Genomic DNA, 17,469 nt, shown 5'->3' on the forward strand with positions numbered 1-17,469 from the left:
AACCTGAGAAGCGGTTGCAAAATCCTCGTACCTTCAGCCAACGTCCGCAATTGGCCGGCCAAGCCCGGAAGTTCGGCAGCCCGCCGTGTCTGGTCCGACGCCCCTCGTCCGCGAACTTCGATAGTCGGCCCTTACCGCACCTTCGTTCGCGAGAAATCACCCGCTCGCGGGCCACGCTTGCGACCCCGATCCGCCAGGTGGCACGTGAACGCTCATCCACCTCGCGGACCGGCTGAAAGCGCTGCTCGGGCTGGGGTCTAGCACGTTTGCCTGTACTGGAAACGGCGAACAGCTCAACCTTTTCCGCACCTCGCCGATATACCGCTCGAACGCAGCGTTGAGTTGGACAGACGCGACACGCGGCGAGTGGACAAGGACAGTTTCCTGAGAAACGTCGCCGCGCACGCTTCGAAGACGACCCTTCCCGATCGAAGAATCTTCCAGCCCATAGCGCGCATGCCAGCACGACACGGAAGGCAGCCACAGGAGCCATCAGTCGGGCCTCATGTAAAGCCCATCAGGTTGTCAACGCTGCGAGCATGGGCCACACCGCAATTCCCCAATTCACGTGCCTCAGGAGGGCACGCTTCACGATCATGAAACGAATCTATGCCACGTTCCTCGTCGCACTGCTGATCGCTACGCTTGCGCCGGAGTGCCAGGGACAGTACGCCACCGACTGGGTGGCGAACACGTTTGGGACCAACGCTAATCGCGTGGGTAGCGTCGCGCGCTCCATGTGGATAGCGCCCGAAGGCGTCATCTACACGGCTTCCATGTGGGACGAAAACGAAGGGGGTGTCGCGATATACCAGAACGGCCAAAGCCTGGGGTCCATAGGAGGTCACGGCGATTTTCAGGGCGGCGCCATTACGGGTAATGCAACTTCGATCTTCGCCGCTCTGCATTTCAATGCGACTTACGGCAGCGGTACGGTGGCGCGGTACAACCGGACCACCCAAACCCGCGACTTTCTCATCCCGGTCAGCGCGACAACGACTGAGCAGCGGGCTGATGTAATCACGGGACTCGCGACGTCGGGCTCGCTCCTTTATGCGAGCGACTTTCCTGGAGATCGCGTCCGCGTCTACACCACCGACGGCGTCTGGCGGCAAGATATCGCCGTCTCAGGCCCTGGCGCGCTCGCGGTGGACAGCGCAGGAAACATTTGGGTTGCGCAAAAGAGTGCGGGCGCGATCCTCGAGTTCAATCCGGCCGGCGTGCTCCTGAACACCATCCAGATGTCTGTCGCCTCTCGACCGGCCTCGCTGTATTTCGATTCGTCGACCGGGTGTCTCATGATCGGCGACGCGGGCCCCGACATGAACATCAAGATCTATAACATCTTGGGCATTCCAATTCCGGTCAGTACATTTGGCATTCAGGGGGGATATCTCGATACGACAACGGGAATCAAAGGCCAGGTTGGCGACAAGCGTTTTACCCGCGTCACCGGCATCGGCAAAGACGCCGCCGGCAACCTGTACGTGCTCAACAACCCGTGGGGCGGGAGCTGGGACCTCGGCCGCGACGGCGGCACCGACATTCACTCCTACAACATTTTTGGCCACCTGCAATGGAAGCTTCAGTCTCTCAACTTCGAGGGGGGCGCCGCTCCAGACCCGGGTACTGACGGCACGTACTTTTATGGAGGTACCAACATCTACACCGGCACCGCCGGGGGAAGTTTCGTAGCGAACACTGTCGATCCGATCGGCTATCCCTCCGATCCACGCATCAACATCAACGATCGCTCACGCGATGAGCACTTCGGTCAACTTGCCAGCGTCGGCGCCAACCGGATTCTCGTGGCGTCCGGCCAGAATCCCGATACCTTCTATTTCTTCCACTTCAATGCTGCGAATGGCTACATCGCAATACCGGACGCCACGCTTCCAGGTACAGCGTTCCATACGACCGCACCGGTCAGGGACGGATTCTGCCTCGACAGCAAAGGAGACATCTGGGCCGGTTTGGACAAGACGAATGCCATCTGGCACTATCCGCTGACCGGCTTCGATGCCAACGGTCAGCCGGGTTGGGGAGCGGGAATTGCAACGCCCATTCCGGGCACGATCATGCCATTGACGCGGATCATCTACCTGCCGGAAAGCGATACGATGATCCTGGCACAGGGCGTTGTCGGGAGCACGGACTGGACGTCGATCGGAACGCGCATCGAGGTGTATCACGGTTGGCTCGCAGGCAACACAACGGTTCCCAATCCGGTGATCAACCTCACCAGCGCCAATCCCAAGTCGATTACGGCAGCCGGCAACTATCTTTTCGTCGGATACGTACACACCGTGCCCAACATCGATGCCTTCAATCTGACCACAGGCAGCCTGGACACCACGTTGATCAACAGCAGTCCCAATACCGTGTACATCGGCAATGACGTGGATTCGATGTACGGCCTTAGATCGTACCGTCGGTCGACCGGGGAGTACGTGATCACGAAGGACAACTACAACGGGACCAGCGTCATCATTTATCGCTGGACACCCTGATCAACAGTGCTCGTCGCGGCTACGCCCCGGCGAGCACCTCACGTCATGTCGAGTTTTTGACGTTGTTTATTTCCACAGGCAGCGTTCGACAGGAAAATCCGCGCGTCCTTCCGGACCGCTAGCCGAACTCGTGAACTCGTTCAGAGCGTTTGCCGAAGCCTGGTTTTATGCTACGGGCATATTTCGACCCTGAAGAGACCTTTGCCATCATCGTCGTCCAGTCCAGCGGCTCTGGGCGAATTATGCGATGTGAATTTCAACGAAAGTAATTCGTTAGCAAATTCACACGCCATCGACTTCTTTTTGTCCCTATACCGTCATTGCCTCCCGATATTTTCTTTCCGTCGTAACGCTTTGTAAGAGAGACAGCGTCTCCATGCAGGGAGCTGTCCGTCGTTTCCACACGCCACATTACCGATTGCTCGTCCGAGTAACGTCATGGAGGCGTTCGTGAAAAAAATTGTCGATGTAATTAGCATACCAACATTTAGAGGCGGCTTACTTTGCGGCGCCGTTTCCGTCGCGCTTGCCGCAGCTATCTATCCGGCTGTCGCGCAAAGCGAGCAGCAGGCCGCGGTAGCGGCTGCGGGAGTGAAGACGGCGTCGCCGATCAAGCATGTCATCGTGGTGGTCGGCGAGAACCGCACGTTCGATCACGTATTCGGCGCTTACACGCCGCGCCAGGGGCAGACGGTTGCGAACCTGCTGTCGAAGGGCATCATCACAGCCGACGGCAGCCCGGGCCCGAACTTCGCGCTGGCCACGCAATACACGGCCAGTGCGACCGACCCGAAGCGCTTCGAGATGGCGCCTGGCGGCAAGCAGCCATATTCGGTGCTGCCAGCACCGAATACCGGCGGTACGGCAAGCGCGCCGAGTGATACCAGTCCGCCTCCGTTCGCCACGCTCGCCGCGGCGCAGGCCACCGAGGGCGCAATGATAGAGCCTTGGGACGTCGTGCACCTGACCACCGGTGCGAGCGGTTTGCCGACGCATAGCGTCGATACGCGTTTCGGCCCGAACACGTATAACCTGCCGAACGGACCGTATCAGATCTCTCGTGTCGGTCCCGACTATGACCAGTACATCAACAGCCCGGTGCACCGCTTCTACCAGAATTGGCAACAGGCCGATTGCAGCCTCGATCACGCCACGCTCGATAATCCGAGCGGTTGCCAGATGGATCTGTTCGCGTGGGTCGAGACGTCGGTGGGCGCCGGTTCGAACGGCAAGCCGCAGCCCGCGAACTTCAACGACGAGACGACTGGCGAAGGAGCGACCGCGCTCGGCTACTACAACGTGAATACCGGCGACATGCCGTATTTCACGCATCTCGCGCGCCAATTCACGATCAGCGATAACTATCACCAGCCGGTGATGGGCGGCACGGGCGCAAACAGCATCATGATCGGCACCGCCGATGCGCTCTACTACACGGACGGCAGCGGCAATGCCGCGAAGCCGCCGGCGGATCAGATCGAGAATCCACTGCCGCAGCCGAACACCAACAACTGGTATACGCAGGACGGCTATTCGGGCGGTTCGTACACTAACTGCTCGGACAGTCATCAGCCCGGCGCCGGCACCCTGCGCCACTACCTCGACCGTCTGCCGTACAAGCCGGACGCGAAGTGCGCGCCGAACACGTATTACCTGCTGAACAACTACAACCCCGGCTACAACGGGGACGGCACGGTCAATACGAGCGCATTCACGATCCCGCCGTCACCGGTGCGGACGATTGCCGATACTCTGAACGGGAAGAGCATTTCGTGGAAGTACTACGGTGAAGGCTGGAATACGTTCGTCAAGACGCCGGCCACGAGTGTCTACTGCAATATCTGCAACCCGTTCCTGTATGAAACCGCGATCATGACGAACCCCGCGCTCGTCCAGGCGCACCTGCAGGACACAACCGATCTGTACGCGGACATTGCGAACGGCACGCTGCCGGCGGTTTCGTTCGTGAAGCCGGGCGGTCTGCTCGACGGGCACCCGGAGTCGTCAAAGTTCGGGCTCTTTGAGTCGTTTGTACACAAGCTGGTCGATAAGGTGCAACGCGACCCGAACCTGTGGGCTTCGACGGCGATCCTCGTCACGACCGACGAAGGCGGCGGCTACTACGACTCGGGCTACATCCAGCCGCTCGATTTCTTCGGCGACGGCCCGCGCATCCCGATGATCGTCGTGTCGCCATACTCGCGCGGTGGCCGTGTCGTGCACCAGTATGCAGATCACGCGTCGATCCTCAAGTTCATCGAACGGAACTGGCGTCTGAAGCCGATCACCCAGAGAAGCCGCGACAATCTGCCGAATCCGATCCAGTTGCAGACGCATCCGTACGTTCCCGTCAATGCCCCCGCAATCGGCGACCTGTTCGACGCGTTCGAGTTTCCGCGCACGCCGTAACCGCGTGGCACGGAGGGCGGTGCCGGACCCGTTCTGCTGAGCTGAAAGATTGCACCGCGCGGCCGGCCCTGGCGCGCGGTTTTTTACTTCTGGCGTTTGATTTTCCGCTCGCGCTTGCCTGCCGCCTCGAGCACAAAGATCGCCGCCACTCTCGCTATCGTGTCGCTTTTCGTCATGTCGCACCAGCGCTTGCTTCCATAGCGGGTGGAATTGAAGAGGTCGGCGCGATTTGTGCGGTTTTGCAGCAACTCAAGCGCGGTCCGAGCATGAAGGTCCGCTGTTCTATGCGAAGCGGCCGCTCGAATGACCGCGTGACGCGATGACGAATGACGGCTCCTGGCCGATTGCCGTCTCACGGAGCCGCCGTTCGCGACCGGTATGGGCGGAGTAATCCAGTGTTCTCCGTGCTTTTGCGTCCAGCTTTTGCTGGCGCTAACCAAGCGATTTACGTTTACCTGCAGCACATCACAAGTTCTCAACGTTCGTCGAAAACTGAGAACGCATTAGACTCAATAAACACCCGTCGCGGTTCAACCTCGGCCACTGTGCCGCTTAATCGATCACGCGTGCGCCAGTTCGCGCGGCTCGATTTCGCGCTCGATTTTCCGTGCAATGTCGCGCTCGGCAATCTTCATGTCGTACATGAGTTGCAGGTTCATCCACGTCTGCGCGTCGCCGCCGAAATATCGCGCCAGGCGCAATGCAGTGTCCGGCGTGATGCCGCGGCGCTCGCGCACGATGTCGTTGATCCGTCCGGCGGTAACGTGCAACGCCGTCGCCAGCGCATTCGCGCTCATGCCGAGCGGCACGAGGTATTCCTCGCGGAGGATCTCGCCTGGGTGGACCGGGCGCATACCGTTCTTGACCATATCCATTCCCCTTCAGTGGTAGTCGACGATTTCAACGTTCGTCGGGCCGTCGGCCGTCCATCCAAAGCAGATGCGCCATTGATCGTTGATCCGGATGCTGTACTGGCCGGCGCGGTCGCCCTTAAGCGCTTCGAGCCGGTTGCCCGGCGGCGACCTCAACGCGTCGAGCGTCATGGCCGCGTGGAGCAGTGTCAGCTTACGTTCGGCAACAGTCCGGATGTTCGCAAATCTCGGAACGCGGCGCCCTTCAAACAGGGCCTGTGTATCGGGGCATCGGAACGTTTGGATCATGAAAGGCATTTTATACCGCTTGCCGGCAAACGGCAAACAGGGTCGTAGCGATGAATTATTACCCACACCACATCGGCGATTTCCGCTCAGGGACGGTCAACATGAGCCGGCTCGAACGCTGGATATACCGGGACCTCCTGGACGCCTACTACGACACTGAAAAGCCGCTGCCGGCTGATCTTGATGCGGTCTGCTACAGCGTTGGCGCGAATTCCGACGAGGGGCGCCGGATTGTTGAGAACACGCCGCAGTTTGATGCGCGCACGGCGCTGGCGCGCTGGGCGGGCGTGGACCTATTGGCCGAACCCTGCCCGACACAGACCTCAATCGCTAGCCGCTCACGGAGATTATGCGGATGGCATAAACCGACCCCGAGCCGTCATTCGGGTCACCGTGTTGGCAACGGCCGCTTTCCAATTCCGAACGGACATCCGTCCGCATCACGTCTGCAGTACGGGCGCTCGCGGCCGACGGGTCGCGAGCGGCCATCATGCACTCGCTCAGAAGCGCCAACGGAATCTCGGTCAAATCACCAGCAAGCGTTTAGCGATGTGCGTGGCCGCTGTGACTTCGTCGTGAGGCGCCGCTATTTGAACTTGACGAGATCCTTGAAGATCAGTTGACCCCAGGTATTCCCCCTGCCTTGGACAAGCAAGCCGCCATCCTTGAGCGGTCCTAGCGCAATCGGCGCGAAACCGAGTTGTTCGGCCAAAACAGCGACCGGTGCCACCGCATTTTCGTCATCGCTCGACAAAAAAACGACGCGGCTTCCGCCATTCACGCTCGGATCAGCGGCCAGGGCGGCAGCAGGCAGATGGTTAAAGCCCTTTACGAACCTGGCGCCGGCAAACGCCTTGGCGACAACCGCGGCCGGCGGCTGACCCTCCAGGTCTTCAACGGGAACACCAAAAGCATTTGTCGTGTCGATGATCGTCTTGCCCTGCCAGGTTGTGATCTGCTTCGCGACTTCGCGATGTTCCCAAAACGGAACCGCGAGGAAGATGGTGTCGGACGCGATTGCATCCTGCAGCGTCCCGGGGACAACGGTGGGGCCGATCGCTCGTGCCTGTTGCATCAACGTCTCGGGAGGGCGCCGGCTGGCGACGGTCACATCGATGTTCTTTCTTGCAAACGCTCGGGCGAGCGCCTGGCCTACCGCGCCAAAGCCAATAATCGAATAGTTCATGCGAACTCTCCATTCAGTATTGTAAGGAATCCGTATTTATCGACATAAATCAGATCACCTTCGTCGAGTTGAAAGATCCTTCTACACGCTTTCGGCGCGATTTCAGATGGCCGAGAAGCCGCCGTCGACAGACAACTCCACCCCATTCACGAAGCTCGAATCGTCTGAAGCAAGAAACAGCGCGACCGTCGCAATTTCCTCAGGACGACCCATCTTTCCCCGCGGGATCAGGGATTCGAACATCCGCTTCGCCTCCTCGGTGAGAACCTGGTCCTGCATCGGCGTGGCGATCGGCCCCGGGCTCAGCACGTTCACCCGGATATTCCTGCCCTTCAGTTCGTTAAGCCAAGTGCGTGCGAATGAGCGCAACGCCGCCTTGCTCGCCGAATACACGCCATAACCAGGAAAACCTTTCACCGACGCAACTGACCCGGTCATGAAGATCGATCCGCCATCGTTGAACAGCGGCAACGCCTTCTGAACCGTAAACAGCGTTCCGCGCGTATTCAGACCGAAGGTCGCATCGAAGTGCTGCTCGGTAATCTCACCCAGAGGGACGGCTTCGCCCGTGCCTGCGCTCGCGAACAGGATGTCGATCTTGCCCTTTTCCCGCTTGACTGTTTCGAACAGGCGGTCGAGGTCGTCTAGATTGGCCCCGTCGCCGCGCACGCCGGTCACGTTCCGGCCAATCAGCTTGACGGCCTCGTCGAGCGCCTCCTGCCTCCGGCCCGTGATGAAAACATAGGCGCCTTCTTCAACGAACCGCTTGGCGCTCGCCAGCGCCATGCCGCTCGATCCACCCGTGATGACTGCAACCTTACCCTCAAGCTTTCCCATGACATCTCCTTTCGTGGTGTCGTACTGCGCCTCTGTTCCCATCTGCACAAATGTGCTGTATCTTGTGGATCACTGATCCGGATACAGGTTCATTATATTCGGATCACTGATCCGTTTGTCAAGGCAATTTATGCGAGCTGACGCCAGAAAGAATTACGACCATCTCCTTGCAGTCGCGCGTGACGTCGTCACCGAGCATGGTGCCGAGGCGTCCATGCGAGATATCGCCCGCCGGGCCGACGTCGGGTTGGCGACACTATTTCGCCATTTCCCGACACGAGAAGCCTTGTTCGAAGCGTTGCTGCGCATGAACGTGGACGAACTGATACAGCAGGCGGCCGAACTCGAAACGTCGAATCCACCTGACGAAGCGCTGGTGTCCTGGTTTCGCGATGGGGTGGCATTCGTTCGCAGCTATAGCGGTATTTGCGCCTTGTTTGCGACCGCGCACGCGGACCCGGACTCCGCGCTTCATGCTTCGAGCACAGCGCTGCGTTCGGCGGGCGCGCGACTACTGCTCCGCGCTCAAGCCGAGGGAACGGCGCGCGCCGATATTGATGGGGTCGACCTGTTCGCCCTGATGTCGGCGCTCGGCTGGCTCGTCGGCCAGCCCGGATTCGCGCCACGGGGGGATCATCTCTTTCACGTTATTACGAGCGCCATCCTGACAAATCGGCCTGGCAACGATATCAAGAAGGCAACGTAACCGAGTCCAACGAATTGTTGTCTGCATTGCGTCGGATGGCGTCCTCTATGACCGACGCCGGCGACACTATGCGCAAAAGTCTTGGCAAAGGTGACGAATGCAACTGATCGTGTCGGGAGTTTTGAGCGGCTGTTGACGAAGGCGATAAGACGTTGGAGCGGCTGAGCTGTCGCACTACCCAGCGACCGCACATGGCCGAACTCGGTCCGACGCCGAGCCGCCGAGTTGGCCGCCGTTGATCGTTCCGCTGCCGGCGGAAGTCGACCCTTCTCCGTCATACGAGGTCAATCAAGATCTCCGGCCACTTTTAGAATTGCAACGGTCGTTAATCAATACAGTTGAATCGTGCTGGAGGTTCAATCTCCCGAAGTGGGTTGCCGCGATAGCCCGCCCGCGGCCTCGACTCACATCATTTCGGGGCTGCTCAGTTTTGTTCCGTCGGAAAAGCGGGCCAGTCTGTAGGGTTTAATGTCGAACTGCGGCGCCTCGTCCATTACCAGCCGGCTCACGAGAACCCCTGCGCCTGGCCCTAGTCCAAAGCCGTGTCCGCTGAAGCCGGATGCGATCACGAGACCGGGTTTGGGGATGACCCGCTTCGGTGGATGGTTACGTAGTTGAATTTTGAGTGGATAGGTTACCTCCGTTTGAAGAGCTGCTGCGAGTTGTCCACGGCCGGTCGGCGGGTCGCCTGTCACGACCACGACGCCGGCCGGCGGTGGGCAACTCGCATGCGGATGAGGTGGGGCTTTGTGCTGCATGCATTTGTTCGTAAATGATCGGCGAGCGATAGCCAAGCCCACTATGAAGGCGAAGCGGGTTGTACCACGCCTCCAGGAAGTGAAAGATCTCGCGCCGCGCCTGTTCATGCGTGGCGAAGTGCGAGCGCGCAAGTAATTCACATTCAAGTGTGGCGAAGAAGGCTTCGCACATGGCGTTGTCAAAGCAGTCGCCAACGCTGCCCATGGACGGACGAACGCCAGCCTCGCGGCAGCGGCGGCCGAAGGCAATGGACGTGTATTGGCACCCCCTATCGGAATGGTGGATGACACCGTCGGGACGGCGTTGCGACAACGCCATGTCCAGTGCCCGCAGCATCAATTCGGTGTACAGATGACATGACATCGACCAGCCCACAATACGACGACTGAACACATCCAGCACCACGGCCAGATACAGAAACCCTTCGCCAGTCGGTACATAGGTCGCGTCGGCGACCCACAGCCGGTCTGGCGCGTCGGCGCTAAAGTGGCGTTGTACCAGGTCGGGGGCCGGCCGCGCGTCGGGCTGGCGCCGCGTGGTGGTGATCCAGCGCCGCCGGCTCACGCCGCACAGACCCGCAATTCGCATCAGGCGGGCGACCCGCTTGCGCCCCACATGAACGCCCTGGTGGACCAGTTCGGCGTAAATGCGAGGCATCCCATAGGTGCCGCGCGAGCGCGTGTGAATCGCATGAATGCGCGCCAGCAGATCTGCATCACTGCGTGCCCGTTTCGAGGGTCCGCGTCCAAGCCACGCATAAAAGCCGCTGGTGGAGACCTTTAGCAGCCGCGCCATGGTGGTAACGGGCCAGGTGGCCTGATTCGCTTTCATGAACTCGAACCCTTGTCGGGCACGGTCCCGGTCTCCCGGGCGAACCAGGCCGCCGCTTTTGACAAGATATCCCGCTCAACCTCGAGCTGGCGAACCTTGCGGCGCAAGCGCGTCAGTTCCTCGCGCTCGGCCGTGGTCAGTCCGTCGTGCCGTCTGCCTGCGTCACGATCGGCCTGGGCCACCCAGTTGTAGATTGTCTGCGCAGTCGGCTCGAACTCCTTCTCCAGGTCCTCGGGTGTTCGCCCGGCCTTCACCAGTTCGACCATCTGGGCCCGGAATTCCGCCGGGTACGGGGTGCGATGCTTCGCCATGGTGGGCACCTCCTTCTATTCCAAAGGATAGGGATCCACGAAACCGGGTCAACTCCAGTTTCGCATTAACCTTCGAGATGACGGGAACGAGGTCCGGCGTCGTGTCGATCGCGCCCGCCCATGCGTGAGCGATCCGCAGGCCCGCCAGCTCGGGAAGCACGCTGGACACATTTTGCAGGGCACGTTCGAGCCATTCGGTATCAGGCCGGGGATCCAACACCCGCGTTTCTTCGAACGGCGAGACGTCATCGTCGCGCAAGGTTGCGCTTGCCTCCGGTCCGTGGAAGAAGCTGGCACCGACGCGAATCTTCAGTTTTTTCTTCAGCTTGCTGCGGAACATGGTGCGGAACTTCACCGAATGCCGCAGGTTTTGCGGCGCGAGTTCCACGCGTCCGTAGCCGGGAACAGCGATGGTGTAGCCGCCGTCCAACCGCCTCCTCAGCGCGAAGTTAGGCCCGGAGAAACAGCCTTCGATGACCCCCGGCGCCTCAGCGGTTCGCAACGCCGTTCCCATCACGTTGATGGAGGGCAGATCGATGCCGTGATGCTGGCAGAACAACGCGCTCCAGGCGCCTCCCGCGAGAACGACGGTGTCGGCTGCGAGCCGGCCGCGCTCCGTCCAGATGCCAGAGACACGCCCAGCACTCGTGTCGAGACTTCGTACCGCGCAGTTCTGATACACCATCGCGCCGAGACCTTGCGCGCCGCGAGCAATCGCAGGCGCGGCTGTCGACGGCTCGGCGCGGCCGTCCGTGCCAGACCACAGCCCTCCAGCCCACTTCGCGCGTCCGGACGGAATGCGCGCTGCCAGTGCGCGCGCACTGAGGATCTCGCTGTTAAAGCCGACTTCCCGGGCGCGGGCAAGCCACGATTCCCACTGCGCGATGTCCGATTGATGCTCCGTGCCGTACAGGATGCCCGCCTTACGAAACCCAATGTCCTCGCCCAGTTCTTCGCTTAGTTCGCTCCAGCGCTTGAGGCTCTGCATCGCGAGCGGCAACTCATGGAGGTCGCGGTTCTGCTGACGCACCCAGCCCCAATTGCGCCCCGACTGCTCGCAGCCGATGACGCCCTTTTCGAGCAGAGCCACCTGGACGCCGCGTCGCGCCAGTTCATAAGCGGTGCTGACGCCAATAATTCCGCCGCCAATTACCGCGACATCGCATCGCTCGGGGAAACCTTCGCTATCCGTGACTTCGTCGATCCTTAGCATTTCATAGCCGTTGGTTGCCGCTTCTTACTACGTTACTGCAGTCAAGACATCGGAAATGCGCACCTAAAGCGCGATTTCACCATCCGCAGATAGTGGCTACGATTTTGGTATGTTCCACCGCTTCGCTGATAGGACGATCCTGTTGTATCCGAAAGGGATACAACGATGATCCACCAAACGCTGAGGCAAATCTTGAATTGCAATCTTGCAGACTGTTGCCGAGACCAGGTTTCTGCCTAGCCACATTCTCACGCTCTTGCTTCCTGGTTAGCAGACGTGCAAGCACAGGATGTGCGAACGGCGGCAAAGGCCGATCATGGGGCGCTCGTCGTTAACAAGCGGATGGCTGGTTGCGGGGCGAAGCCGACGCCTGAACGTCCGACCGGCGACGCGTGTGAACGACGGGTTGTGGCCGAACCTTGCCCGTCGTCCCGCGCACGTGTGAGCTTCAAGGCCGCGGGTCGCGCGTCAGACTGTAGCCGACCGAGGCCGTGTGAAAACGCAAAAGCACTCGGCTTTCGGGTTTCGCTTTACCCGTCCCAAGGTACAACCAAGCCGATACAGCGCGATCTGAAGGGTTGCCTCTTTCGAGCATCGCATACACCTGTGTTTTCACACGGCCTCGACCCACAGCAGTCGGCCGGATTTCTCCAAAGCAGCCGTTCGAACCGGGACCAACGATCTGGATCGGTCCCGATCCGCGGGTCCTGCTATAACTGCTAGCGAGCCCGAGCGTCGCGTATCATTGCGGCAAGGTGTTGCTGTTCACAGTTTCTGCTAATCATGTTCACGGTTTTTGGCGAGAACTGGCGTAGCCCCGCCACGTGAGGCTAGGACGCCGGATTGCCAATTCTGTCATCCGCTGCGTTTCAGCAGGGGATGAGCGGCAGGATGTCCGTCGATTGTGCTAGCGCGTTCGGCGTGTCCGCGAATTTGGCTAGTGCGGTTGTCGAGGCGTGCGATTAGCGCACTGGCCTGAAGCGGCAGCAAGCGCAAATACCAGAGGTCATTTTTTTGATCTCGGACGGCGGACATCTCAGCGCGCAGACCAAAAACGCCAGGCAATCTGGCACGTTGGGTGTCTTCGACGGCCTTCACCACTGGTCATATTGATGGCGGTGAGAGCGTTATCGTCTGCGCTTTGACAGGCGCTCCGGGCAGTGAGTTCGTGCTCCGGGGACAAAGCGACGCCAGGCAGAAGTAACGGACAACATTAGCGCTTCAATGGACACCGCTAGCAACAATAGCGATCTGCAACAGCAACTGCACTTGGCGACGCATAATAGCGGCTATGTCATTTTTGGGCACCATTTTCAGGATCCCCCATGGAAATTAAAGTCAACTTTCTCGATAAGCTACGCCTTGAAGCCAAGTTCGACGACTTCACGGTAGTGGCCGACCAGCCTATCCGTTATAAGGGCGATGGCTCGGCGCCTGGTCCCTTTGATTATTTTCTCGCCTCATCGGCCTTGTGCGCGGCTTACTTTGTGAAGTTGTACTGTGTAACTCGCAATATTCCTACCGAAAATATCCACCTGTCGCAGAATAATATTGTTGATCCGGAAAACCGGTACCAACAGATTTTCAAGATTCAGGTTGAGTTGCCGCCGGATATCACGGAGAAAGATCGCCAGGGTATTTTGCGCTCTATTGACCGTTGTACGGTGAAAAAAGTGGTGCAAGCCGGACCCGAATTTTTAATTGAAGAGGTAGAGAGCCTCGATGCCGATGCTCAGTCGTTGTTGACGTTGAAGCCGGCTTCTGACACCAGCACCTATATTGTGGGCAAGGATCTCCCGTTGGAGCAAACCATCGCCAATATGTCGGGAAATCTGGCGGCCTTGGGCATGAAGATTGAAATCGCTTCGTGGCGCAATATCGTTCCCAATGTGTGGTCGCTGCATATCCGCGATGCGCACTCGCCGATGTGTTTCACCAATGGCAAGGGAGCGACCAAAGAAAGCGCGCTGGCGTCGGCGTTGGGAGAGTTTATCGAGCGCCTGAATTGCAACCACTTCTATGGCGGTGCGTTTTGGGGCGAAGACATCGCCAATGCGGCATTTGTACATTACCCGAACGAGCGCTGGTTCAAGCCGGGCCCTGAGGATGCGCTGCCGGCTGAAATTCTGGATGCGTACTGCCTGCAAATTTATAATCCCGACGGCGAGTTGTATGGCTCGCATCTGTACGACACCAACTCCGGCAATGTGCAGCGCGGTATCTGTTCGCTGCCGTATGTGCGGCAGTCGGACGGCGAAGTGGTGTATTTTCCGTCCAACCTGGTCGAAAACCTGTTTGTCAGCAATGGCATGAGTGCCGGCAATACGCTGGCCGAAGCGCAGGTGCAATGTCTTTCCGAAATTTTCGAACGGGCGGTAAAACGTGAAATTCTGGAAGGTGAAATCGCATTGCCTGATGTGCCGCACGATGTGCTGGCGAAATACCCCAGCATTCTCGCCGGGATTCAGGGGTTGGAAGAGCAGGGCTTTCCGGTGCTGGTAAAGGATGCGTCGCTGGGTGGGACCTACCCGGTGATGTGCGTCACCTTGATGAACCCGCGGACAGGCGGTGTCTTTGCCTCGTTCGGCGCACACCCGAGCTTCGAGGTGGCGCTGGAACGGAGTCTAACGGAATTGCTACAGGGGCGCAGTTTTGAAGGTCTGAACGAATTACCTCAGCCCACCTTTGTCAGTAACGCCGTGACTGAATCAAATAACTTTGTTGAGCACTTCATTGATTCCAGCGGTGTGGTGTCGTGGCGTTTTTTTAGCGCCAAAGCGAATTTCGAGTTTGTTGAGTGGGATTTTTCTGGTCAGGGTGAAAACTCCAATGCGGAAGAAGTCGCAACGTTGCTCGGAATTCTCGAGGACATGGGCAAAGAGGTGTACATGGCGGTGTATGACCAACTGGGCGCCGTAGCCTGCCGGATTTTAGTGCCCGGTTATTCGGAAGTTTACCCGGTAGAGGATTTGATCTGGGATAACACAAATAAGGCGCTGTTGTTCCGCGCCGATATTTTGAACTTGCATCGCCTGGATGATGCCGCCCTGGTAGCATTGCTTGAGCGTCTGGATAACAGTGAACTAGATGAGTACTCCGATATTGCCACTTTGATCGGCATCGAATTTGACGAGAATACGGGCTGGGGGCAGCTAACAGTTCTCGAGTTGAAACTGCTGATTCATCTCGCCTTGCAGCAATTTGAGGCGGCGCAAGAGCTGGTGGGAGCGTTCCTGCAGTACAACGACAACACGGTCGAGCGCGGATTGTTTTACCAGGCCCTGAATGTGGTGCTGGAGGTGCTGCTCGATGACGACCTGGAACTGGACGATTACGCGGTCAACTTCCGTCGGATGTTTGGCGAGGCTCGGATGGACGCGGTAATGGGGTCAGTGGGCGGCAGCGTGCGCTTCTATGGCTTAACGCCAACGAGTATGAAACTGGAGGGTCTCGATAGGCACCACCGCCTGATCGACAGTTACAAAAAATTGCATAAGGCGCGGGCCGATGTGGCGGCTACAGCGAATGTGGGGGCCACAGCGAGTTAGGGTTACGAGCCACGGCTGGATGCGATGATGCCGTTCATCCCCCGCTCAAAAAGCACCTGTTCGATACATTAAACCCGTGCCGCCGGTGGCCTCTTCAGCGAGACGCGGTGGCAGGGTGCCAAGAACGACTGCGCGGCACCGGTTGTCAACGATGTATGCGGCGGCATCGACCGGCCGAAGGTGGCCGACATCTTGCACTGGAGCGCGCTTGTCCGCACGATTGCTGAAGCCCCTTGGCGAACGTCCGCGCTTCGCCTCCCATGCAACACCCGCCGCCCGCCTGGGGGTCTCTCAGGCGATGACCTTCTGCTCTGCGGCAGCCTCCTCGCGCATGCGACGGGCTTCGTCGCGCAGGAATTGCTGGTAATCGTCCAGATCGCCGTCGAAGGGCTCGACGCCGCCCTTGGTGACCAGCCAGAACTCATCACATACGGCGCGCAGCAGGGCCCGGTCGTGACTGACCAGCATCACCGTGCCTTCGAATTCGTTGAGCGCCATCGCTAGCGCTTCGCGTGTGGCCAGGTCGAGGTGGTTGGTAGGCTCGTCGAGCAGCAGCAGATTGGGGCGCTGCCACACGATCATGCACAACACGAGCCGCGCCTTTTCCCCGCCGCTCATCGTGTTGACCGCCTGATGGACCATGTCGCCACTGAAGTTGAAGGTGCCGAGGAAGGTGCGAAGCGATTGTTCGGTGCCACTCTGGCCGGGCGCGCGCATGTGCGGCGGCGTGTCCCTGGCAAGGCGGATCATGTGTTCCATCGGCGTGTCGAGCGGACGCAGCACGTCGAGTTCCTGCTGTGCGAAGTAGCCGATGTTCAGGCCTTTGCCTTCGCTGATTTCGCCAGCAATCGGCGCCAGTGCGTGCGCCACCGTCTTCACCAGCGTGGACTTGCCCTGGCCGTTGGCACCGAGGATGCCGATGCGCTGCCCGGCCAGCACGGATCGGTTGATGCCCCGCACGATGACCGTGGGCGGCGTGCCCGGCAGTGCGCCGGTCGGCGCCGGGTAGCCGAAGCTCGTGTCCAGCATCGACAACAGCGGGTTCGGGACGTTGAGCGGCTCCTTGAACTCGAAGGTGAACTCTGCGTCGGCAAGCACTGGTGCGATCTTCTCCATGCGTTCGAGCGCCTTGACCCGGCTCTGCGCCTGCTTCGCCTTCGAGGCCTTGGCCTTGAAACGGTCGATGAATTTCTGCAGGTGGGCGATCTTTTCCACTTGCCTCGCCATCGCGGCCTGCTGCAGCACGAGCTGCTCAGCACGCATGTCTTCGAACTTGCTGTAGTTGCCGCCGTAACGCACGAGCTTGGCGTTGTCGACGTGCACCGTCACCTGCGTCACGGCGTCGAGGAATTCGCGGTCGTGGCTGATTACTACCAGGGTTCCTTGATAGCGCTTGAGCCAGGCTTCCAGCCAGACCAGCGCGTCGAGGTCGAGGTGATTGGTCGGTTCGTCGAGCAGCAGCAGGTCCGACGGGCACATGAGCGCGCGCGCCAGCTGCAGTCGCATGCGCCAGCCGCCGGAGAAACTGTTGACCGGCTGGCTAAGCTGCGCAGCACTGAAGCCAAGGCCCAGGATCAGCGCCTGGGCACGTGCGGGGGCATCGTGTGCACCAGCGTCGTGCACGGCCATGTAGGCGTGCGCCATGCGCATCCCATCGTCGCTGGCCTCAGCGGCGGCTACTTCGGCCTGCGCGGCGAGCAGTATGGTGTCACCCTCGATTACGAAATCGGTCGCGCTCTGCTCGGTCTCCGGCATCTCCTGCGCGACCTGGCCCATCTTCCATGCAGCGGGAATCGAGAATTCGCCGCTGTCTTCGTGCAGCGTGCCGTTGAGAAGCCCGAAAAAGGATGACTTGCCGGCGCCATTGCGGCCGACAAGGCCAATCTTCTCGCCGGGGGTGAAGGTGACGGATGCGTGGTCGAGTACGACATTGACGCCACGGCGCAGCGTGACATTACGGACGGAAATCATAAGGAGCTACTTCGGAGAGGACAGGCAT

Annotated in this window: 12 protein-coding genes and 2 pseudogenes; 5 read left to right on the forward strand and 9 right to left on the reverse strand. The window is 59.7% G+C overall.

Features of this window, described 5'->3' with window-relative positions; all coding sequences use genetic code 11:
• Positions 1–596 precede the first annotated feature (596 nt).
• Both C2L64_RS13310 and C2L64_RS13315 read left to right on the forward strand, forming a co-directional pair.
• Complete coding sequence (locus tag C2L64_RS13310) at positions 597–2,510, forward strand: SMP-30/gluconolactonase/LRE family protein (RefSeq protein ID WP_244144697.1); 1,914 nt, start codon at positions 597–599, stop codon at positions 2,508–2,510.
• Between the two features lie 438 nt (positions 2,511–2,948).
• A complete protein-coding gene (locus C2L64_RS13315; protein ID WP_090839055.1) occupies positions 2,949–4,919 on the forward strand; it encodes an alkaline phosphatase family protein in 1,971 nt (656 codons plus the stop codon).
• An 83-nt stretch (positions 4,920–5,002) separates the two neighbouring features.
• On the opposite strand, the gene C2L64_RS53205 is transcribed toward C2L64_RS13315, so the two are convergent.
• From C2L64_RS53205 to C2L64_RS13325, 3 genes are all read right to left on the reverse strand, one after another.
• On the reverse strand, positions 5,003–5,167 hold the full coding sequence (locus tag C2L64_RS53205) for a hypothetical protein (protein WP_158660509.1): 165 nt from the start codon (positions 5,165–5,167) through the stop codon (positions 5,003–5,005).
• A 312-nt stretch (positions 5,168–5,479) separates the two neighbouring features.
• The gene (locus tag C2L64_RS13320; RefSeq protein ID WP_007588944.1) at positions 5,480–5,788 is read right to left on the reverse strand and encodes a HigA family addiction module antitoxin; all 309 of its coding nucleotides are present in this window, start codon (positions 5,786–5,788) and stop codon (positions 5,480–5,482) included.
• Between the two features lie 12 nt (positions 5,789–5,800).
• Positions 5,801–6,088: a type II toxin-antitoxin system RelE/ParE family toxin gene (locus C2L64_RS13325; protein ID WP_007588946.1), complete on the reverse strand. Its 288-nt coding sequence runs from the start codon at positions 6,086–6,088 to the stop codon at positions 5,801–5,803.
• A gap of 92 nt (positions 6,089–6,180) precedes the next feature.
• Here C2L64_RS13325 and C2L64_RS13330 point away from each other — a divergent pair, with 92 nt between their 5' ends.
• Complete coding sequence (locus C2L64_RS13330; RefSeq protein WP_236674126.1) at positions 6,181–6,702, forward strand: DUF1376 domain-containing protein; 522 nt, start codon at positions 6,181–6,183, stop codon at positions 6,700–6,702.
• Here the strand turns inward: C2L64_RS13330 and C2L64_RS13335 are convergent.
• Both C2L64_RS13335 and C2L64_RS13340 read right to left on the reverse strand, forming a co-directional pair.
• A complete protein-coding gene (locus C2L64_RS13335; RefSeq protein WP_090839057.1) occupies positions 6,666–7,265 on the reverse strand; it encodes an NADPH-dependent F420 reductase in 600 nt (199 codons plus the stop codon). The two genes, C2L64_RS13330 and C2L64_RS13335, sit on opposite strands and share 37 nt — an antisense overlap.
• 102 nt (positions 7,266–7,367) lie before the next feature.
• Positions 7,368–8,102, reverse strand: a complete 735-nt coding sequence (locus C2L64_RS13340) for an SDR family NAD(P)-dependent oxidoreductase (RefSeq protein WP_090839062.1) — start codon at positions 8,100–8,102, stop codon at positions 7,368–7,370.
• A gap of 130 nt (positions 8,103–8,232) precedes the next feature.
• On the opposite strand from C2L64_RS13340, the gene C2L64_RS13345 reads away from it, so the two are divergent.
• Complete coding sequence (locus C2L64_RS13345) at positions 8,233–8,808, forward strand: TetR/AcrR family transcriptional regulator (RefSeq protein ID WP_035538937.1); 576 nt, start codon at positions 8,233–8,235, stop codon at positions 8,806–8,808.
• Between the two features lie 404 nt (positions 8,809–9,212).
• Here C2L64_RS13345 and C2L64_RS54810 read toward each other — a convergent pair.
• The 3 genes and pseudogenes from C2L64_RS54810 to C2L64_RS13360 all read right to left on the reverse strand — a co-directional run.
• Positions 9,213–9,401, reverse strand: a pseudogene (locus tag C2L64_RS54810) (D-amino-acid oxidase); the annotation flags it as partial.
• Between the two features lie 157 nt (positions 9,402–9,558).
• Positions 9,559–10,664, reverse strand: a pseudogene (locus C2L64_RS13355) (IS3 family transposase); the annotation flags it as partial.
• The gene (locus C2L64_RS13360; protein ID WP_244144698.1) at positions 10,561–11,922 is read right to left on the reverse strand and encodes an NAD(P)/FAD-dependent oxidoreductase; all 1,362 of its coding nucleotides are present in this window, start codon (positions 11,920–11,922) and stop codon (positions 10,561–10,563) included. The gene C2L64_RS13360 and the pseudogene C2L64_RS13355, both read right to left, overlap by 104 nt.
• Positions 11,923–13,247: 1,325 nt before the next feature.
• On the opposite strand from C2L64_RS13360, the gene C2L64_RS13365 reads away from it, so the two are divergent.
• Complete coding sequence (locus C2L64_RS13365; RefSeq protein ID WP_090839240.1) at positions 13,248–15,470, forward strand: OsmC domain/YcaO domain-containing protein; 2,223 nt, start codon at positions 13,248–13,250, stop codon at positions 15,468–15,470.
• A 291-nt stretch (positions 15,471–15,761) separates the two neighbouring features.
• Here C2L64_RS13365 and C2L64_RS13370 read toward each other — a convergent pair whose 3' ends face one another.
• Positions 15,762–17,441 (reverse strand): ABC-F family ATP-binding cassette domain-containing protein, encoded by a 1,680-nt coding sequence (locus tag C2L64_RS13370; RefSeq protein ID WP_090839242.1) that lies wholly within the window; start codon positions 17,439–17,441, stop codon positions 15,762–15,764.
• Between the last annotated feature and the right edge of the window lie 28 nt (positions 17,442–17,469).

It is taken from the genome of Paraburkholderia hospita, assembly GCF_002902965.1.
Taxonomy (GTDB): Bacteria; Pseudomonadota; Gammaproteobacteria; order Burkholderiales; family Burkholderiaceae; genus Paraburkholderia; species Paraburkholderia hospita.